At 67.8% G+C, this 18,105-nt stretch carries 17 protein-coding genes and 1 pseudogene; 13 read left to right on the top strand and 5 right to left on the bottom strand.

Annotated elements, in window-relative coordinates:
* Positions 1-68 precede the first annotated feature (68 nt).
* From IMW82_RS00345 to IMW82_RS00360, 4 genes are read left to right on the top strand one after another with little or no spacing between them, the layout of a single operon-like run.
* Positions 69-1,547 (top strand): N-acetylmuramoyl-L-alanine amidase, encoded by a 1,479-nt coding sequence (locus IMW82_RS00345; protein WP_211003532.1) that lies wholly within the window; start codon positions 69-71, stop codon positions 1,545-1,547.
* Between the two features lie 41 nt (positions 1,548-1,588).
* On the top strand, positions 1,589-3,397 hold the full coding sequence (mutL, locus tag IMW82_RS00350; protein ID WP_211003533.1) for a DNA mismatch repair endonuclease MutL: 1,809 nt from the start codon (positions 1,589-1,591) through the stop codon (positions 3,395-3,397).
* A 34-nt stretch (positions 3,398-3,431) separates the two neighbouring features.
* On the top strand, positions 3,432-4,337 hold the full coding sequence (locus tag IMW82_RS00355; protein WP_211003534.1) for a DUF1684 domain-containing protein: 906 nt from the start codon (positions 3,432-3,434) through the stop codon (positions 4,335-4,337).
* Positions 4,321-5,229, top strand: coding sequence for a DUF1684 domain-containing protein (locus IMW82_RS00360; protein ID WP_211003535.1), 909 nt, complete (start codon positions 4,321-4,323; stop codon positions 5,227-5,229). Before IMW82_RS00355 ends, IMW82_RS00360 begins: the two co-directional genes overlap by 17 nt.
* 13 nt (positions 5,230-5,242) lie before the next feature.
* Here the strand turns inward: IMW82_RS00360 and IMW82_RS00365 are convergent, their stop codons facing one another.
* Positions 5,243-6,025, bottom strand: a complete 783-nt coding sequence (locus IMW82_RS00365) for an enoyl-CoA hydratase-related protein (RefSeq protein WP_108471592.1) — start codon at positions 6,023-6,025, stop codon at positions 5,243-5,245.
* Between the two features lie 154 nt (positions 6,026-6,179).
* On the opposite strand from IMW82_RS00365, the gene IMW82_RS00370 reads away from it, so the two are divergent.
* From IMW82_RS00370 to IMW82_RS00385, 3 genes and pseudogenes are all read left to right on the top strand, one after another.
* A complete protein-coding gene (locus IMW82_RS00370) occupies positions 6,180-6,914 on the top strand; it encodes an FKBP-type peptidyl-prolyl cis-trans isomerase (RefSeq protein ID WP_108471591.1) in 735 nt (244 codons plus the stop codon).
* Positions 6,915-6,941: 27 nt separating this feature from the next.
* A pseudogene (locus IMW82_RS00380) lies at positions 6,942-7,723 on the top strand (DUF1289 domain-containing protein).
* Complete coding sequence (locus tag IMW82_RS00385; RefSeq protein ID WP_108471588.1) at positions 7,720-8,568, top strand: sulfurtransferase; 849 nt, start codon at positions 7,720-7,722, stop codon at positions 8,566-8,568. Before IMW82_RS00380 ends, IMW82_RS00385 begins: the two are co-directional and overlap by 4 nt.
* A gap of 37 nt (positions 8,569-8,605) precedes the next feature.
* On the opposite strand, the gene IMW82_RS00390 is transcribed toward IMW82_RS00385, so the two are convergent.
* Positions 8,606-9,364: an enoyl-CoA hydratase/isomerase family protein gene (locus tag IMW82_RS00390; RefSeq protein WP_211003536.1), complete on the bottom strand. Its 759-nt coding sequence runs from the start codon at positions 9,362-9,364 to the stop codon at positions 8,606-8,608.
* A 17-nt stretch (positions 9,365-9,381) separates the two neighbouring features.
* A complete protein-coding gene (locus IMW82_RS00395; protein WP_211003537.1) occupies positions 9,382-10,839 on the bottom strand; it encodes a DUF4139 domain-containing protein in 1,458 nt (485 codons plus the stop codon).
* Between the two features lie 193 nt (positions 10,840-11,032).
* On the opposite strand from IMW82_RS00395, the gene IMW82_RS00400 reads away from it, so the two are divergent.
* A complete protein-coding gene (locus IMW82_RS00400) occupies positions 11,033-11,533 on the top strand; it encodes a GNAT family N-acetyltransferase (protein WP_211003538.1) in 501 nt (166 codons plus the stop codon).
* Between the two features lie 13 nt (positions 11,534-11,546).
* Here IMW82_RS00400 and IMW82_RS00405 read toward each other — a convergent pair whose 3' ends face one another.
* Together IMW82_RS00405 and uvrA are read right to left on the bottom strand one after the other, a co-directional pair.
* Positions 11,547-11,990 carry a thioesterase family protein gene (locus IMW82_RS00405; RefSeq protein WP_211003539.1) on the bottom strand — a complete coding sequence of 148 codons (444 nt, stop codon included), beginning with the start codon at positions 11,988-11,990 and terminating at the stop codon, positions 11,547-11,549.
* Positions 11,987-14,926 carry an excinuclease ABC subunit UvrA gene (gene uvrA / locus IMW82_RS00410; protein WP_211003540.1) on the bottom strand — a complete coding sequence of 980 codons (2,940 nt, stop codon included), beginning with the start codon at positions 14,924-14,926 and terminating at the stop codon, positions 11,987-11,989. Before uvrA ends, IMW82_RS00405 begins: the two co-directional genes overlap by 4 nt.
* A 149-nt stretch (positions 14,927-15,075) precedes the next feature.
* On the opposite strand from uvrA, the gene IMW82_RS00415 reads away from it, so the two are divergent.
* The 5 genes from IMW82_RS00415 to IMW82_RS00435 all read left to right on the top strand — a co-directional run bounded on the left by IMW82_RS00415 (position 15,076) and on the right by IMW82_RS00435 (position 18,102).
* The gene (locus tag IMW82_RS00415; RefSeq protein WP_211003541.1) at positions 15,076-15,705 is read left to right on the top strand and encodes a DUF2059 domain-containing protein; all 630 of its coding nucleotides are present in this window, start codon (positions 15,076-15,078) and stop codon (positions 15,703-15,705) included.
* A 112-nt stretch (positions 15,706-15,817) separates the two neighbouring features.
* Positions 15,818-16,132 carry a 50S ribosomal protein L21 gene (gene rplU, locus IMW82_RS00420; protein ID WP_108471581.1) on the top strand — a complete coding sequence of 105 codons (315 nt, stop codon included), beginning with the start codon at positions 15,818-15,820 and terminating at the stop codon, positions 16,130-16,132.
* Positions 16,133-16,151: 19 nt separating this feature from the next.
* Positions 16,152-16,409, top strand: a complete 258-nt coding sequence (rpmA, locus tag IMW82_RS00425) for a 50S ribosomal protein L27 (RefSeq protein WP_077514119.1) — start codon at positions 16,152-16,154, stop codon at positions 16,407-16,409.
* Positions 16,410-16,579: 170 nt separating this feature from the next.
* A complete protein-coding gene (cgtA, locus tag IMW82_RS00430) occupies positions 16,580-17,659 on the top strand; it encodes an Obg family GTPase CgtA (protein ID WP_211003542.1) in 1,080 nt (359 codons plus the stop codon).
* Positions 17,660-17,775: 116 nt separating this feature from the next.
* Positions 17,776-18,102: a cupredoxin domain-containing protein gene (locus IMW82_RS00435; protein WP_211003543.1), complete on the top strand. Its 327-nt coding sequence runs from the start codon at positions 17,776-17,778 to the stop codon at positions 18,100-18,102.
* Positions 18,103-18,105 lie beyond the last annotated feature (3 nt).

Here is an 18,105-nt window from a genome sequence, read left to right on the forward strand (position 1 = left end):
TCCGCAGGTCATGGATATTCAAGGGAAAAGTCTTGCAATGCCGACGGGGCTGCGCTTCAATGCAGGGCATGAGGGGCTACCTGAACAAGTGGGCAGGCGGTTTTGTCGTCGCAATCGCGGCGCTGATGCCCGTGGCAGCGCTCAGTGCAGCCCAGGTGAAGGATGCCCGCGTTTGGGCAGGTCCCGAGTACACCCGCCTGGTGCTCGATGCCTCCGGTCCGCTGCAGTACACGATCAGCCAGAAGAATGGCCAGGTCGTGGTGGAACTGCCGGACAGCAGCCCCAGCCGCGATTTTTCCGATCCGTCCGCGCAGGGCCTGCTTCGCGGCATGAGTCATTCGCGGCTGGGCCGCGGCATGCAGGTCACCGCCAAGGTCGACCCGGCCAGCCGCCTGAAGAGTTTCCTGCTGAAGCCGAATGACGACGGCAACTACCGGCTGGTGCTGGATTTCTACCCGGCCAGCCACGCGGCCGAGGTCGCCGGTGACGTTGCCGCCACTGAAAGCACCACAGCCGAGGTCGCGCAAGCGCCGGCAGCCAGGCCGGTGGCCGCCGCGTCCTACAGCAATCCCACGCACAGCCGCCGGGTCGCCGCCGAGCAGGCTGCGGCGATGCTCAACGGCCAGCGCCAGGTGGTGGTGGCGATTGACGCCGGGCATGGCGGCAAGGATCAGGGCGCGCATGGCCCCGGCGGCACGCTGGAAAAGAACGTCACGCTGGCGGTGGCGCGCGAGCTCGCGGCGCAGATCAATCGTCAGCCCGGCATGAAGGCGGTGCTGACTCGCGACAGCGACTTCTTCATCCCGCTCGCGCAACGTTACCGGATCGCCCGCGAACACAATGCGGACCTGTTTGTGTCAATTCACGCGGACGCCTTCACCAGCGACGATGCCAAGGGTTCGTCAGTGTGGGTGTTGTCGCCGCGCGGCAAGACCAGCGAGGCCGCGCGCTGGCTGGCCGATCGCGAGAACCGCGCCGACCTGATCGGCGGCACCTCGCTGGACGACAAGGACGACAGCCTGGCCAAGGTGCTGCTGGACCTGCAGCAGGGTTGGGCGATGCAGGCCAGCGACGTGGTCGCCGGCAACGTGCTCAAGGCGCTTGCAGGATTGGGTCCGACCCATCGCGGTTATGTCGAGCGCGCGAACTTCGTGGTGCTGCGTTCGCCGGACGTGCCGTCGATCCTGGTCGAGACGGCCTTCATCAGCAATCCCGCCGAGGAGCGCAAGCTGCGCGATCCGGCGCACCAGAAAAAGCTCGCCGAAGCGGTCATGGGCGGCGTCAGGAATTATTTCGAATCCACACCGCCGCCGGGCACCTGGTTCGCTGCCGAGGCGGCGCGACGTAATGGCGTGCAGCTGGCTTCCAGCACCAGGCAGTCATCCGGCCAGGCGTCCGTGCGCGACGTGCACAAGGTCGGGCGTGGCGAAAGCCTGAGCAGCATCGCGAAGCAGTATGGCGTCAGCGTCGGTGCGCTGAAGAACGCGAACCAGATCAACAGCAACACGGTCCGTGCCGGCACCACGCTGACCATTCCCGCCGGCTGACTTCGCGGCGGCACTTGGGCGTTCGCTGCTAAAGTTCGCGGATGACCGTCATCCGCCTGCTTCCCCCCGAACTCATCAACCAGATCGCCGCCGGCGAAGTCATCGAACGGCCGTCCTCGGTGGTCAAGGAGCTGGTCGAGAACAGCCTCGACGCCGGCGCCGCGCGCATCGAAGTGGAGATCGAGGCTGGCGGCGCGCGCCTGATCCGCGTGCGCGATGACGGCGGTGGCATCCATGTCGACGAGCTGCCGCTGGCGGTGGCCTCGCACGCCACCAGCAAGATCGGCAGCTTCGACGATCTGGAACACGTCGCCAGCATGGGTTTCCGCGGCGAGGCGCTGGCCTCGGTGTCGTCGGTGGCGCGCTTCGCTCTGACCTCGCGTGCGCGCGACCAGGACGCCGCGTTCCGCATCGAGGTCGACGGCGGCAAGCTGCAGGCGGCGCGTCCGGCGCAGCACCCGCCGGGCACCAGCGTCGAGGTGCGCGACCTGTTCTACAACGTGCCGGCGCGCAAGAAGTTCATGCGCGCCGAACGCACCGAATTCGCGCACATCGACGACCTGCTGAAATCGCTGGCGCTGGCGCGCGGTTCGGTGGAATTCCGGCTCAGCCACAATGGCAAGCCGGTGCGCATCTGGACGGCCGCGCGCGACGAGCAGGCGCAGCTGCAGCGGGTGGCCGAAGTATTAGGCGACGAGTTCCCGGCGCAGAGCCTGCGCATCGACCACGCCGCGGCCGGGCTGCACCTGTCCGGCTGGGTCGGTTTGCCCACCGCCTCGCGGGCGCAGGCCGACGCGCAGTATTTCTACGTCAACGGACGATTGGTACGCGACCGCATCGTCGCCCACGCGGTGCGCCAGGCGTATGCCGATGTGCTGTTCCACGGCCGCCACGCCGCGTTCGTGCTGTACCTGGAACTCGACCCGACCGGCGTCGACGTGAACGTGCACCCGGCCAAGCACGAGGTGCGGTTCCGCGAACAGCGGTTGGTGCACGACTTCCTGTTCCGCACCCTGCACGAGGCGCTGGCACAGACGCGCGCGGGGCTGGGCACGCTGCCGGCGGCGGAGCCGGCGCCGATGACCAGCTACGCGTATGCGGGCTCCCCCTCATCCGGTGGCGCGACCTGGCCCAGCCCGTCCAGCCAGAGCCGACTGAGCCTGGGTACGCGCGAGGCGCCGCTGGCCGATTACGCGGCCTTGCTCGGTGCTGCGCCATCCATCGCCAGTGCGCCCGCGCCGTTGCCGGAAACGGCAGAGGGCGAGGCACCACCGCTCGGTTTCGCGATCGCCCAGCTGAAGAGCATCTTCGTGCTGGCCGAGAATGCGTACGGCCTGGTGCTGGTCGACATGCACGCGGCGCACGAGCGGATCACTTACGAGAAGCTGAAGTCCGGCCGCGTTACCAGCAACCTGCGCTCGCAGGTGCTGCTGGTGCCGCTTTCCATCGCGGTCAGCGCGAAGGAAGCCGCCGCCGCCGAGGAGCACGCCGAGGCGTTGGCCGAATGGGGCCTGGAGCTGTCGCGCAGCGGCCCGGCGACGATCGTGGTGCGGCGTATTCCCGCGCTGCTGGAAGGCGCCGACGTGGGCCAGCTCAGCCGCGACGTGTTGTCCGAACTGGCCCAGCACGGCAGCTCACGCCGTCTGCAGGAGCTGGAAAACGAGCTGCTCTCGACCATGGCCTGCCACGGTTCGGTGCGTGCTGGCCGGCGCCTGACCATTCCCGAGATGAATGCACTGCTGCGCGAGATGGAGGCGACCGAGCGCTCCGGACAATGCAATCATGGGCGTCCGACCTGGGTCCAGCTGAGCGTGGCCGAGCTCGACAAGTTGTTCATGCGCGGCCGTTGACGCGCCTTCAAGAAACGTTTCGCTGGAGATAGTGATGATACGTACCAGCCTGTTTGTTGCCGCCATACTGGGAGTCGCTACCGTGCAAGCCGCCGACGTCGATAGTTACAAGCACAGCATCGAGCAGTGGCGGGCTGGTCGGGTCGAACGGCTGACCACGCCGGACGGCTGGCTGAGCCTGATCGGGCTGGAGTGGCTGAAGGAAGGGACAAACCGCGTCGGCAGTGCCGCCGACAACGACATCGTGCTGGGTACCGGGCCGGCGCATCTGGGTGTGGTCACGCTGGCGCGCGATGGCAGCATGCGCATCGTGCTGGACAAGGACAGCGGCGCGACGATCGACGGCAAGGCCGTGGCCGAAGCGCCGCTGCTGGACGACGCCCACGTTGCCGGCGACGCCGCGCCCACGCGGGTAGCGTTCGGCAGCGCGAGCTTCTACGTGATCGACCGCGACGGCCGCAAGGGGCTGCGGGTCAAGGACACGGAAGCGCCCTCGCGCAAGCACTTCGCCGGCATCGATGCGTTTCCGGTCGACCCGTCGTGGCGAATCGAGGCGACCTGGGTGCCGGCGCAGCCGGGCGAGACGCTGGAGATGGGCACGGCGATCGGCACCATCGACAAGTACCCGGTGCCGGGCAAGCTGGAGTTCGGCCGCGACGGCAAGCACTTCGAGATCCTGCCGGTGATCGAGGTGCCCGGCGACGCGCAGTACTTCATCGTGTTCGCCGATCGCACCAGCGGCAAGGAAACCTATGGCGCCGCGCGCTTCCTGTACATCGACCCGCCGAAAGACGGCAAGGTCGTGCTGGACTTCAACAAGGCGTACAACCCGCCGTGCGCGTTCACGCCGTTCGCCACCTGCCCGCTGGCGCCGCCGGAAAACCGGCTGGACCTGCGCGTCACCGCCGGCGAGAAGAACTACCGTGGCTCGCATCACTGAGTGCTGCGCGGTTGTCGCGCTGGGCTTGCTGGCCGCATTCCCGCTGCGCGCCACCACGCCGGCCGACTATGCGGCTGCGGTGACTCAGGCACGTGCCGAGCGCGTCGAGCAGCTTAAGCAGATGGACGGCTATCTGGCACTCACCGCCTCGGGCTGGCTGCAGCCAGGCGCGAACAGCGTGGGCAGCGCGGCAGACAATCGCTTCGAGATTCCCGGCGCACCCGCGCACCTGGGGACGCTGCAGCTGACGGCGGACGGACAGGTCAGCCTGCACCTGGCGGAAACCCGCGGGATCACGATCGACGGCCAGCCCGCGGCGATCGTCAACGTATTGCGTACGCAAGGTCCCGACGGCAAGCAGCCGACCCGCGCGGGCTTCGGCAGCAGCTACCTGTACGTGATCGAGAACGGCACGCAGCGCGGCCTGCGCGCGAAGAACAATGACGCGCCGTTGCGCACGCATTTTCCCGGCTTCGACTATTTCCCGATCGACCCGTCCTGGCGGATCGAGGCGGACTGGGTGCCGTTCCCCGTGCCGCACATGCTGAAGATCGCCTACGTCACCGGCACCGTGAGCGATACGCCGATCGCGGGCAAGGCGGTGTTCCACCGCGACGGCCACACCTGGGAGCTGCTGCCGATCGACGAGGACGGTCGGTTGTTCTTCGTGTTCAGCGACCGCACGGCGGGGCGGCTGACCTACGGCGGCGCACGCTTCCTGTACGCCGCGGCGCCGAAGGACGGCAAGGTGCTGCTGGACTTCAACCTGGCCGAAAACCCGCCGTGCGCGATCACCCCGCACGTGGTCTGCCCGCTGGCGCCGCCGGAGAATCGGCTGAAGCTGTCGGTGACCGCGGGTGAGATGAAGTTCCGCGGCCACCCTAACGACTAGCGGGCTCCTGCGATCAGCGTCCCTTGAACTCGGCCTTGCGCTTTTCCAGGAACGCCGTGGTGCCCTCGCGCATGTCCTCGGTGGAGAACGCCAGCGCGAAACCCTGCGTCTCGAACTCCAGGCCCTGGTCGATCGCGGTCTCGCCACCTTGCAGCACGGCGTCGAGGATGCCGGCGGCGGCCAGTGGCGCGGCCTCGGCAAGCTGGTCAGCCAGCGTGTTCACTGCTTCGTCCAGCGCTTCGGGCGCCACCACGCGGGTGACCAGGCCCAGCTCGTACGCACGCTGCGCGTTGATCGGCGCGCCGGTCAGGCACAGCTCCAGCGCCGCGCCGCGGCCGGCCAGGCGCAGCAGGCGCTGGGTGCCGCCGAAGCCCGGGATCAGGCCGAGATTGATTTCCGGCTGGCCGAACTTTGCCTTCTCGCTGGCCACGCGCAGGTGGCAGGCCATCGCCAGCTCCATGCCGCCGCCGAGTGCAAAACCCTGCACCCGCGCGATCACCGGCTTGCCGAGCCGCTCGATCGACGTCATCAGACGCTGGCCGGCGCGCGAGAAACCCTGTGCCTGCACCGGCGTGTAGCCGTTCATTTCGGCGATGTCGGCGCCGGCGACGAACGCCTTCTCACCGGCGCCGGTCAACACCACCACGCGCACGGCGTCGTCCTGCGCGGCCTGCGTGAACGCGATGGTTAGTTCGTTGAGGGTGTCGCGGTTCAGCGCGTTGAGCTTGTCCGGACGATTGACCACGATCGTGCGGACGGCGCCGCGGTTGCTGATTTCCAGGTTGCGATAGGCCATGAGCGGCTCCTGACAGGTGCAAGCCCGCGATGGTAGCAGCGGGAACCTTTGTCGCCGCAGGGTTTCTCAAGCCACGAGCGCCAGCGCTGCACGAATCGCGCGAACCGCTTAGGATGATCCGTCAGGATCGACTGTCGCGATAAGGAAAGGCCCGGTGGAGAAAGGCATCACACATCTGCGTTGCGGTCTGCTCGGTGCAGTGCTGTTGCTGGGCGGCGTGGCGCACGCGCAGAGTGCCGTATCGACGTCGGCACCGAAGCCCGACAAGGCCAAGCTGTCCTACGCGATCGGCTACCAGATCGGCAGCCAGTTCGCCGACGGCAAGCCTGACGTGGAGATCCCGGTGCTGGTGCGAGCGATCCAGGACGCGTACGCCAAGCGCCACCCCAGTGTGTCGATGCAGGAGATGCATCAGCAGTTGCAGCGGCTCGACCAGCAGATGCACGCCGATGCACTGGCCGAGTTCAAGCGGATCGCCACCATCAACGCGCGCAAGAGCGCCCGGTACCTGACGCAAAACCGCCAGCAGCCCGGCGTGGTGCAGTTGCCGTCGGGCATCCAGTACGCGGTGTTGAGCACGGGTAGCGGCAAGGTCAGCCCCACCGTCAGCAGCACGGTCACCGTGAACTACCGCGGCATGCTGGTGGACGGTACCGAATTCGACAGCACCTGGGCGCGTGGGGCACCGGTCAGCTTCAGCGTCGACAAGGTGATCCGCGGCTGGCAGGACGTGATCCCGCGCATGCACGTAGGCGATCGCTGGAAGGTGGTGATCCCGCCGCAGCTGGCCTACGGCGAAACCGGCGCGTTGCCGCGGATCGGTCCGAACGAGGCGCTGGTATTCGAGATCGAACTGCTCGCGATCAAGCCCGGTTCCGGCCAGCCGTAAGTTGCTCCGGTGGTAGCATGGCGGGGCATGTCGAACGCCGCCGATCCCGCACCCATTCCGCCCTTGACCCCTTGCATCGGCATCTGCCGCCTGGATGCGGATGGCTACTGCGTCGGTTGTCGGCGCACTGGCGAGGAAATCGGCCGCTGGCGCGGGATGAGCGACGCCGAACGGCTGCGCGTGATGCGCGACATCCTGCCGCTGCGACCGTCGCCATGATCGACACACTGGTGGCAGCGCTGCGGCCGTTGTCGACGCCGCCGACCGGGCCGGGCTGGAACCACGCGGACATGTCCCTGTTGCTCGGCAACAGCCAGCGTTTGCCGGCCGCGGTGCTGGTGGGCTTTCGCGAAGGCGTGCAGCCGCGGCTGGTGCTTACCGTGCGCAACGACAGCCTGCAGGCGCATGCTGGCCAAGTGGCGTTTCCCGGCGGGCGCAGCGACCCGGGCGACGGCGACGCGGTGGCCACCGCGCTGCGCGAGAGCGAGGAGGAGATCGGCCTGGACCGCACGCTGGTGACGCCGCTCGGCTACCTCGACCGCTTCGAGACGATCAGCGGCTACTGCATTACCCCGGTGGTGGCGCAGATCGCCGCCGCGGCCCGGCTGTACCCGGCGCCGGACGAGGTGGCCGAAGTGTTCGAAGTGCCGCTGGCGTTCCTGCTGGAGCCGGCCAACCTGCGCCGCTATACGATGGAATTCCGCGGCCAGCAGCGGCCGATGGTGGAATTCGTCCACGGTGGCCATCGCATCTGGGGCGCCACCGCCGCGATGCTGTACAACCTGCTGCAGAGGATGGGACGCACATGACGCTGAAGACCACCCTGATCGACGTTGCCGCGCTGGCCGCGTTGCCGGCCAGCGACGTGCTGATCGTCGACTGCCGCGTCGACCTGGCCGATCGCGCGCAGGGCGAACGCCAGTATCTGGCTGGGCATATCCCCGGTGCCGTGTTCGCCGACCTGGCACGCGACCTGTCCGACATGTCGCGCGTGCCCGAGGGGCTCGGCCGGCATCCGCTGCCGCTGGCGACGGCGTTCGGCGCCGTGCTCGGCCGCTGGGGCTGGAGGCCGGGCCTGCAGGTGGTGAGCTACGACGCCGGGCCGGGTGCGCTGGCGGCCGCCCGCCTGTGGTGGCTGCTGCGATTGGCCGGCGTACGGGACGTGGCGGTACTCGACGGCGGCATCGCCGCATGGCAGGCGGCCGGGCAGCCGCTGGAAACGGCGGTCCCTCCGCGCGCGCCGACCGAAGTGACGCTGGCCTGGGATGCGCGGCAGGTGATCGTCGACCATGCCGCCCTGCATGCCGTGCCGGCGCCGCTGCTGCTCGATGCCCGCGCCGCCGCACGCTACCGCGGTGACGTCGAGCCGCTGGACCGTGCCGCCGGCCACGTGCCCGGCGCACGCAACCGGCCGTACGTCGACAACCTGCTCGCCGACGGCCATTTCAAGCCGCCGGCGCAGCTTCGCGAGGAATTCGCCGCGGTGCTGGGCGAGGCCACGCCCGACCAGGTCGTGCACATGTGCGGCTCTGGCGTCACCGCCTGCTACAACCTGCTGGCGATGGAACACGCCGGCCTGCATGGCTCGCGCCTGTACGCGCCGTCGTGGAGCGGCTGGGTCAGCGACCCGTCGCGGCCGGTGGCAACCGGCTGACGTGCAGGAGCGCACCCTGTGCGCTCCTGCAGCACGTTCATTTCTTCTCTTTGAGCCGCGCGACCAGTTGCTGCAGCACCGCCTGCGTCTGCGGGTGGAAGAACGCCTCGACGAAATCGTCCAGCGGCAGCGCGTCCATGTCGGCGTAGGCGGCGGCGAGGTCGGCGCGGGCCAGTGCGCGGGTGGTAAGCATGGCGTGCGAGGGCAGCGCCAGCAGATTTTCCAGCCAGCGGATCGCGCGGGTCGCGACCTGGTCGACACCGGTGAGTTCGTCGACGAAACCGCAGGCCAGCGCCTCGGCGGACTCGATCATCGCGCCGGCGACCAGCAGGCGTTCGGCGCGGTAGGTACCGACCACGCGGCGCAGCGCCAGCTGGATCGCCTCGGGCACGATCAACCCGACCTGCACTTCGTTGAGGCCGATCCGGTACGGGCCTTCGGCCATCACGCGGTAGTCGCAGAACAGCGCCAGCACCGCGCCGCCGGCCGGGCTGTGGCCGGTGATCGCCGCGACCAGCGGGATCGGCGCGCGGGCCAGGCTGCCGCACAGCGCGAAGAACTCGCGCCAGTACTCGCGCACGCCGGCACGGTCGCGCTGCAGCAGGGCCGGCACGTCGACGCCGGCGGAGAACAGCCCCTGCGCACCGGACAGCACGATGCCGCGCACGCCGCCCTGCACGGCGTCGTCGACGGCGGCGTGCAACGCGTGCAGCAGTTCCAGGTTCAGCGCGTTGACCGGCGGCCGGGCGAGCTGGATCTCGCGGATGCCGTGGTCGTGGTTGGTGAGGTTGAGCATGGAAAACTCCGGTCGGGTTATTGCGGTTGTTCGTCGGCGGTCCACTGGTAGCGCACCGCGTAGTCCAGCACGGCCTTGCCGTTGGCCGGCACGTCGACGCGGAACTCCAGCGTGTCCGGCGTCTGTCTGCCCGGCTTGCTGCTGGAAGAAACCAGTGTCCACTGGCGCCAGCGGCCGGGATGCTCGCGCACGGTCACTGTGCGAGCGCTGTCGCCGGCATTGCTGAGGCTGATGCGGAATGCCTCGTCCAGCGTGCGGCCAGCCTTGTCGACATGGAAGGCGGTGCGTGCGCGTTCGGCGCGCAGGTCGAACGCGGTGCCCAGGGTGATGGTGGCGTCGCTGCCTTTCGGGGTGTCCTCGATGCGGCCCTCGCCGATGAATTGCGGCGTGCCGTTCCTGTCGGCGGTGAGCACGCGCAGGTAGCCGGCCGGCAGGCTGTCGAACGCCTGCAGCTGCAGCGTGCTGACGATCGTGCTGCCGCCGCCCGGGTTGTAGTCGCGTTCCAGGATAGGCCGTGGCGGCTGGTAGCTGTTGCCATTCTCGTACAGCGCGGTGTGCACGCAATCCAGCGTGCGCGTGGCGTACAGCGGCACCTGGCTGATGCTGCCGTCGGGCAGCTCGACCGCGCCGGACAGGGTGTAGCTGCGGTAGTCGCCGAGGCTGTCCTGCTGCGGCATGGCTTCGGCCTTCGCGTTGAAACCGCGCGCCATCGACACCATCGGCCGCGGCGCCGAGGCCTTGGCCATGTTCGGTTCGCCGGCGATCAGGGTGAGCCGTGCATCGTGCCAGTCGCGGCCGCTGCGGTTGGCGATGCTGGCACGCGACTCGAACTGCATGCGGCAGGCTGCACCGGGTTGCAGCGTGGCCACGTAGGCAGCGCGCCAGCCGAGGCCGGCGGTGGGGTAGCTGAGCACGGCGCGGGTCGGGCCGGTGCGCGTGGCATCCACGCGCAGGCTCAGGCTGGAGCCGGTGGGGAAATCCGCGCCGCTGCTGCGCACGGCGGCATAGTTGCTGACCAGGGTGGCATGCCCGTTGTCGTCGCGCACCAGCAGGCCGTCGCCGGCCCGCAGCAAGGTGCCGCTGGCCAGCGGCAGGCCGCCGGCACCGAGTACGTCCACGGTGTGGCCGACCAGTCCGGTCAACGCTGCGCTCGTGCCCTGCGCCAGCAACAGACGCTGCGAGATCACCCTCGCGTTGCCGTCGGGGAAACCCAGTGCCAGTGCCTCGGCGTCGAGCGAATTCGGCAGGTCACCGATCACCACGTCGTGGGTGCCGGCGGCGAGGCTCAGCGAACGCTGCTCGCGTACCACCGCGTAGCCATCATCGACGTCGCCGCCTCCCTTGCTGGCGTACAGGGCGGCGCTGTCGCTGCGATACAGGGTGAGCGCGGTGGTGTCGGCGGCATATGCCGGCCATGCGCCGCCCAGGGCAGCGATGCAGGCGAGGGCAAGTGCGGAGCGATGTGCTGTCGTCATGAGGCGCCTTCCATCGTGGGGACCGGATCGTCATCATAGCGACGGTACGTACCTGCCGTGCGCCGACTGCGTCGCTGCGTACCGGGGAATGCGACATTCGCGCCGCTTCCCGTGCCGTTGGTCAGGATTGTCCAAGCGTCGCTGGTGCGGATTCATTATCGTGGTGTGCGGATTCCTTGTGGACGCTCCGGCCATGTCTGCATCTTCGACGATCCATATCGCACCCGTCCGACTGCCGGACGATATCGAGGTCGTGCGCGAGCTGTTCGCCGAATACATCGACAGCCTCGGCATCGACCTTTCCTTCCAGGACGTGGACGCGGAGCTGGCACAGCTGCCCGGCAAGTACGCGCCTCCGCGGGGCGTGATCCTGATCGCGCGTGATGGCGCAGGAGTGACCCAGGGTTGCGTGGCGTTGCGACCCTGGCGGCAGGCGGGCGTATGCGAGATCAAGCGCCTCTACGTGCGGCCCGCGGCGCGCGGACAGGCGCTGGGGCGGCGACTGGCCGAGGCGGTGATCACATGGGCCGCCAAGGCTGGCTACGTGCGCATGCTGCTGGACACGCTGGCCTCGATGCAGGCGGCCCGGCAGCTCTACGTCGCGCTGGGTTTTTGCCCTGTCGCGCCGTATTACGACAACCCGGTGCCGGGCACCTTGTACATGGCGCTGGAACTGGAGGCGGGCGGCGGCTAGGAGCGTGGGCGGTTTATCCCGCGGTGCTGCGGATCGCCTCGGGCAATGGCACCGGCTTGCCGCTGGCCGGGTCCATCCACACCATCACCACGTGGCCGTCGCAGTAAAGCTGGTCGGGGCGTTCGGCATCGATCACCCGATGCGCGATCGTCATCGAGCTGTTGCCCATGCGCTCGCAGAACAGCTGCACCTGCAACTGCGCGGGCCAGGCGATCGGGCGGCGGTAGTTGACCTGGCTGGCGGCCATCACCGGCATCGCGTGCTCGTCGAACCACGGCCCGGGCACGTGGCTCAGCCACTGTAGCCGCGCCTCTTCCAGGTAGGTGAGGTAGCTGGAATTGTTGACGTGGTTGAACGCGTCGAGGTCGCGCCAGCGCACGCCGAGCGAGGCGACGAACAGCGGCACGTCTGAGGTGTCGGTCCCGGTTTCGGTGGTGCCGGATGAGTGGGTGCTCATGAGGATTTTTTCTTTCCGCTTCCGCGCATCGGCTTGTACTTGTCGGCCGAGGCGATGTGTTTGGTGGCAGCCTTGACGCGTTTGGGGGCGCCGGGCTGTTTCGGCTTGGCTGGCTTCAGGTGGGGCGCGAGGAAATGGCCGGTGTGCGATTCGGCAGTGGCGGCCACGGTCTCCGGCGTGCCGGCAACCAGGATGCGGCCACCGCCGGCACCGCCCTCGGGGCCGAGATCGACGACCCAGTCGGCGGTCTTGATCACGTCCAGGTTGTGCTCGATCACCACCACGGTGTTGCCCTGGTCGACCAACTGGTGCAGCACGTCGAGCAACTGCTCGATGTCGTGGAAGTGCAAGCCGGTGGTGGGTTCGTCGAGGATGTACAAGGTGTTGCCGGTGTCGCGCTTGGACAGCTCCTTGGACAGCTTCACGCGCTGCGCCTCGCCGCCAGACAGCGTGGTCGCGCTCTGGCCGAGCTTGATGTAATCGAGGCCCACGGCGCGCAGCGTGTCGAGCTTGCGCGCGATGGTCGGCACGTTCTCGAACAGCTTCAGCGCGTCCTCCACCGTCATGTCGAGCACGTCGGCGATGGTGTGGCCCTTGTACAGGATTTCCAGCGTCTCGCGGTTGTAGCGCTTGCCGTGGCAGACGTCGCAGGGCACGTACACGTCGGGCAGGAAGTGCATCTCTACCTTGAGCATGCCGTCGCCTTCGCAGGCCTCGCAGCGGCCGCCGCGCACGTTGAAGCTGAAGCGGCCGGGAGTGTAGCCGCGCGAGCGCGCTTCCGGCACCTGCGAAAACATGTCGCGCAGCGGGGTGAACAGGCCGGTGTAGGTAGCAGGATTGGAGCGCGGCGTGCGGCCGATCGGCGACTGGTCGATGTCGACCACCTTGTCGAACAGCTGCAGGCCCTGCACCGACTGGTACGGAGCGGCTTGCGTGCCGGCGCCGTTGAGTTCGGCGGCAGCGAGCCGGAACAAGGTGTCGTTGACCAGCGTGGACTTGCCCGAGCCGGAGACACCGGTGACGCAGGTGAACAGCCCGGCCGGGATGGCCAGGTCGACGTGTTTCAGGTTGTTGCCGCTGGCGCCCTTCAGCTGCAGCCACGAATCGTTGTCGATCGGCTGGCGGCGTTCCTTCGGCACCTCGATCGCGCGTGCGCCGGAGAGGAACTGGCCGGTGACCGAGCGCGGCGAATCGAGCATGTCCTGCACCGTGCCCTGCGCCACGATCTCGCCGCCGTGCACGCCGGCGCCGGGGCCGATGTCGAGCACGTGGTCGGCCATGCGGATCGCGTCCTCGTCGTGCTCGACCACGATCACAGTGTTGCCGAGGTCGCGCAGCCGGGTCAGCGTGCCCAGCAGGCGTTCGTTGTCGCGCTGGTGCAGGCCGATCGAGGGTTCGTCCAGCACGTACATCACGCCGACCAGGCCGGCGCCGATCTGCGAGGCGAGGCGGATGCGTTGCGCTTCGCCGCCGGAGAGCGAGTCGGCCTGGCGGTCCAGGGTGAGATAGTTCAGGCCCACGTCGTTGAGGAAGCTCAGCCGTTCGCGGATCTCCTTGACGATCTTCACCGCGATCTCGCCGCGCCAGCCGGTGAGCTTCAGCTCCTCGAAGAACGCCAGCGCGTCGTCGATCGAGCGGTGGGTGAGCGCGGGCAGCGCGTGGTCGGCGACGAACACGTTGCGGGCCGAGCGGTTCAGCCGCTGGCCTTCGCAGGCAGGGCAGGGCTGGTCGCTGATGTACTTGGCCAGTTCCTCGCGCACGGCAGCGGATTCGGTTTCCTTGTAGCGTCGTTCCAGGTTCGGCAGGATGCCCTCGAACGCGTGCTCGCGGGTGACCTTGCCGCCGCGTTCGGTGAGGTAGCGGAACGCGATCCGGTCCTTGCCGCTACCGTACAGGACGGCCTTCTGGACGTCCGCCGGGAGCTTCTGCCACGGCGTATCCACGTCGAAGCCGTAGTGCGCGGCCAGCGAGAGGATCAGCTGGAAATAGTGCGCGTTGCGCCGGTCCCAGCCGCGCACCGCGCCGCTGGCCAGTGACAGCTCCGGATGGCTGACCACGCGCGCCGGATCGAACACCTGGGTCACGCCCAGTCCGTCGCAGGTGGGACAGGCGCCCACCGGCGAGTTGAACGAGAACAGGCGCGGTTCCAGCTCCGGCAGCGAGTAGTCGCAGACCGGGCAGGAGTAGCGTGAGGACAGCATCTGTTCGGGCGCGTCGGTTGCATCCATGTTGGCCAGGATCACCAGCCCGTCGCCCAGTCGCAGCGCGGTCTCGAACGATTCGGCCAGGCGCTGCTTGATGTCTTCGCGTGGGCGAAAACGATCCACCACCACCTCGATGGTGTGCTTGATGCGCAGCCCCAGCGGCGGCACCGCGTCCAGGTCGTACACCGCGCCGTCGACGCGGGCGCGCACGAAGCCCTGCGCGCGCAGCTGCTCGAACACCTGCACGTGCTCGCCCTTGCGCTCGCGGATCACCGGCGCCAGCAGCATGTAGCGCTGCTCGGGGTCGAGTGCGAGCGTGGCATCCACCATCTGGCTTACCGTCTGCGCCTCCAGCGGGATACCGTGGTCGGGGCAGCGCGGCGTGCCGACGCGGGCGTACAGCAGGCGCAGGTAGTCGTACACCTCGGTGATGGTGCCGACGGTGGAGCGCGGGTTGTGCGAGGTGGATTTCTGCTCGATCGAGATCGCCGGCGAGAGGCCCTCGATATGGTCGACGTCGGGCTTCTCCATCATCGACAGGAACTGCCGCGCGTAGGACGACAGCGACTCGACGTAGCGGCGCTGGCCTTCGGCGTAGATGGTGTCGAACGCCAGCGAGGATTTGCCGGAGCCGGACAGGCCGGTGATCACGATCAACTGGTCGCGGGGGAGGTCGAGGTCGATGTTCTTGAGGTTGTGCGTGCGTGCGCCGCGGATGCGAATGGTGTCCATGGACGCCGGATATGGGGGGGAACATGCACTATACCAACCTGGGCAGGTCAGTTATTGCCGCTTCAGCCGGAAAGTTCCGGTGGGCGATGGCGTGTGGCCTAATGCATGGCTTCCCGGCCGCGAGGCCGCCACGTCGGAGATCACCGCCCATGGGCACCCGGATCCGGATCGGCGTCCTGCTGTGGCTGCTCGCTTTCTGCGGAGCGGTCGCGGCAGCCGTGGCGCCCAGCGAGCAGCAGGTGCGCGACCTGTTCAAGGTGATGCGGATGGAACAGACCCTCGGCCAGATGAACACGCAGATGGCTACGCTGATGCAGCAGAAGCTGCCTTGCGTGCCGGCGGCCTACTGGCAGGGGTTCGTCGACAGCGACGGCGCCGCGGCCGTGATGCAGCGCATGGTCCCGGTGTTCCAGCGCCATTTCAGTGGCGAGGAGATCGACGGGCTGCTCAAGTTCTACCGCTCGCCGCTGGGCCAGAAGGTGCTGACCGAGATGCCTGCGGCCATGGCCGAGGCGACCCAGGTGGGCCAGCAGTGGGGGCAGGAGCGCACCCGCACGATGCTGCAGGAGCTGGAGAAGAAGGGCAGCCTCGACGCGCAGGGCCGCTGTCCGGCCGCGCCGGAGGCTGCCAAGAGCGAGACCAGGCCGGCGACCCGGCCAGTGAAAAAGCACGTTCGGCACAAAACGACGCACCACCACAAGCCGGCGGCCAAGCCCCGGCCCAAGTCGGCCACGCCGGTTCCGGCAAAGTCCGGAACGCCGGCCCCGGCCCGGTCCTAGCCGGCTGCTTAGTATTTGACCAGTGCATGGGTGCGCCGCTACAATCCGCAGTTCGCCAGACCTGAATGGGTCATGGCGATACCCAAGAGAATAACGACAGAAGGGCATTCCCATGAGTTACGCAGTCATCAAAACCGGTGGCAAGCAGTACCGTGTGCAGCAGGGCGACGTGCTGCGCGTGGAGCTGTTGACCGCCGAAGAAGGCGCCAGCGTGAGCTTCGACCAGGTGTTGCTGGTCGGTTCCGGCGAGTCGGTCACCGTCGGTGCGCCGGTCGTCGCGGGCGCCACCGTCAGCGCCACCGTGCGCAAGCACGGCCGTGCCGACAAGATCCGCATCATCAAGTTCCGCCGCCGCAAGCATTACAAGCGCCAGCAGGGCCATCGGCAGCATTTCACCGAAATCGAGATCACGGGCATCAACGCCTGAGCAACTGGAGCATTGAGTCATGGCACATAAAAAAGGCGTAGGTTCCAGCCGCAACGGTCGCGATTCGAACCCGAAGTACCTCGGCGTCAAGGTCTACGGTGGCCAGGCCATCGAAGCCGGCAACATCATCGTGCGTCAGCGTGGCACCCAGTTCCATCCGGGCACCGGCGTGGGTCTGGGTCGTGACCACACGCTGTTCGCGCTGGTCGACGGCAAGGTCCACTTCGCCGTGCGCGGCGACAAGAACCGCCGTTTCGTCGACGTCGTCCAGGCGTAAGCCTTCCGCGACGCGATAGCGAAGGCCCCGCTTCGGCGGGGTTTTTCGTTTGCGGCAAGGAATGGGGAAGGGGGAACGGTAAAAAGCGGGGTTTCCACAAGTCCCGTACCCTATCCTGATTGTGCGCCCCTCCCATTCCCGATTCTCCATTCCCCATTCCCGGCACCCCCATGAAATTCGTCGACGAAGCAAACATCAAGGTCCAGGCCGGTGACGGCGGCAATGGCTGCATCAGCTTCCGCCGCGAGAAGTTCATTCCGTTCGGTGGCCCCGACGGCGGCGATGGCGGTTTCGGCGGCTCGGTCTGGCTGGTCGCCGACGAGGGCCTGAACACCCTGGTCGACTTCCGTCACCAGCGCAGCTTCAAGGCCAAGCGCGGCGAGAACGGCATGGGCAGCCAGATGTATGGCAAGGGCGGCGAGGACACCACGATCCGCGTGCCGGTCGGCACCATGATTACCAACGTCGACACCGACGAGGTGATCGGCGACCTGACCGCCCATGGCCAGCGCATGCTGGTGGCACAGGGCGGCAAGGGTGGCCTGGGCAACATCCACTTCAAGACGTCGGTGAACCGGGCGCCACGCAAGGCCACCCCGGGCACGCCGGGCGAGGTGCGCGAGCTGAAGCTGGAACTGCGCCTGCTGGCCGACGTCGGCCTGCTCGGTTTCCCCAACGCCGGCAAGTCCACCTTCATCCGCGCGGTGTCGGCGGCGACGCCGCGGGTGGCGGACTACCCGTTCACCACGCTGCACCCGAACCTGGGCGTGGTCAGCCTCGGCACCGACCAGAGCTTCGTGATCGCCGACATCCCCGGCCTGATCGAGGGCGCCTCCGAGGGCGCCGGGCTGGGCATCCAGTTCCTGCGTCACGTGGCGCGCACCAGCCTGCTGCTGCACATCGTCGACATTGCGCCGATCGATGGTTCCGACGTAGCCGCCCAGGTGCGCGCGATCGAGCAGGAGCTGCAGAAGTTCAACCCGGAACTGCTGGAACGCCCGCGCTGGCTGGTGCTGAACAAGGCCGACATGCTGGCCGCGGACGAGCGCCAGGCGGTGGCGGAAAAGATCATCGCCGAGCTGGGCTGGTCCGAGCCGTGGTTCCTGGTCTCGGCGATCGCGCGCGAGAACACCATGGCCGTGTGTCAGCAGGTGCAGCGTTTCTTTGAATCTCAGCGCGAGGCCAGCGTGGAACGTACCGACATGCTGCCGAACGACGTGCGTCTGCGCGGGGAAGCGCCGCAAGGCTGAATCCGGCGAGGCGTGCCGGTTGACGCAACCCGGCCGGAACGGCAGCCGGATGTATTGCGGACACAAATAAGAATGATTATCATATAGACCTTCTCGACGGGTAGAGGGTTGGTCACATGCAGCGGTTTCTCATCGTTCTCGGCCTGATGCTGGCCAGTGTGGCGGCAATGGCGGGAGATCTGCAGGAATACAAGCTGGTCATCCAGAACCACGTCTACCAGCCGACCGAACTGAAGGTGCCGGCCGGCACCAAGTTCAAGCTGGTGATCGAGAACCGCGACGCTTCCCCGGAGGAGTTCGAGAGCACCGAGTTCAATCGCGAGAAGATCGTGATGCCGAACAGCTCGGCCCATATCTACGTAGGCCCGCTTGCCGTCGGACACTACAAGTTCTTCGGCGACTTCCATCAGGACACGGCGCAAGGCACGCTGGTGGTGGAGTAGCCA

This window comes from Rhodanobacter sp. B2A1Ga4, from assembly GCF_018101315.1.
GTDB lineage: Bacteria > Pseudomonadota > Gammaproteobacteria > Xanthomonadales > Rhodanobacteraceae > Rhodanobacter > Rhodanobacter thiooxydans_A.

Excerpts from the sequence above, each read along its gene's own strand:
- IMW82_RS00345 (WP_211003532.1), top strand. The coding sequence starts at position 69 with ATGAGGGGCTACCTGAACAAGTGGGCAGGCGGTTTTGTCGTCGCAATC.
- mutL (WP_211003533.1), top strand. The coding sequence starts at position 1,589 with ATGACCGTCATCCGCCTGCTTCCCCCCGAACTCATCAACCAGATCGCC.
- IMW82_RS00355 (WP_211003534.1), top strand. The coding sequence starts at position 3,432 with ATGATACGTACCAGCCTGTTTGTTGCCGCCATACTGGGAGTCGCTACC.
- IMW82_RS00365 (WP_108471592.1), bottom strand. The coding sequence starts at position 6,025 with ATGGCCTATCGCAACCTGGAAATCAGCAACCGCGGCGCCGTCCGCACG.
- IMW82_RS00385 (WP_108471588.1), top strand. The coding sequence starts at position 7,720 with ATGACGCTGAAGACCACCCTGATCGACGTTGCCGCGCTGGCCGCGTTG.
- IMW82_RS00390 (WP_211003536.1), bottom strand. The coding sequence starts at position 9,364 with ATGCTCAACCTCACCAACCACGACCACGGCATCCGCGAGATCCAGCTC.
- IMW82_RS00395 (WP_211003537.1), bottom strand. The coding sequence starts at position 10,839 with ATGACGACAGCACATCGCTCCGCACTTGCCCTCGCCTGCATCGCTGCC.
- IMW82_RS00400 (WP_211003538.1), top strand. The coding sequence starts at position 11,033 with ATGTCTGCATCTTCGACGATCCATATCGCACCCGTCCGACTGCCGGAC.
- IMW82_RS00405 (WP_211003539.1), bottom strand. The coding sequence starts at position 11,990 with ATGAGCACCCACTCATCCGGCACCACCGAAACCGGGACCGACACCTCA.
- uvrA (WP_211003540.1), bottom strand. The coding sequence starts at position 14,926 with ATGGACACCATTCGCATCCGCGGCGCACGCACGCACAACCTCAAGAAC.
- IMW82_RS00415 (WP_211003541.1), top strand. The coding sequence starts at position 15,076 with ATGGGCACCCGGATCCGGATCGGCGTCCTGCTGTGGCTGCTCGCTTTC.
- rplU (WP_108471581.1), top strand. The coding sequence starts at position 15,818 with ATGAGTTACGCAGTCATCAAAACCGGTGGCAAGCAGTACCGTGTGCAG.
- rpmA (WP_077514119.1), top strand. The coding sequence starts at position 16,152 with ATGGCACATAAAAAAGGCGTAGGTTCCAGCCGCAACGGTCGCGATTCG.
- cgtA (WP_211003542.1), top strand. The coding sequence starts at position 16,580 with ATGAAATTCGTCGACGAAGCAAACATCAAGGTCCAGGCCGGTGACGGC.
- IMW82_RS00435 (WP_211003543.1), top strand. The coding sequence starts at position 17,776 with ATGCAGCGGTTTCTCATCGTTCTCGGCCTGATGCTGGCCAGTGTGGCG.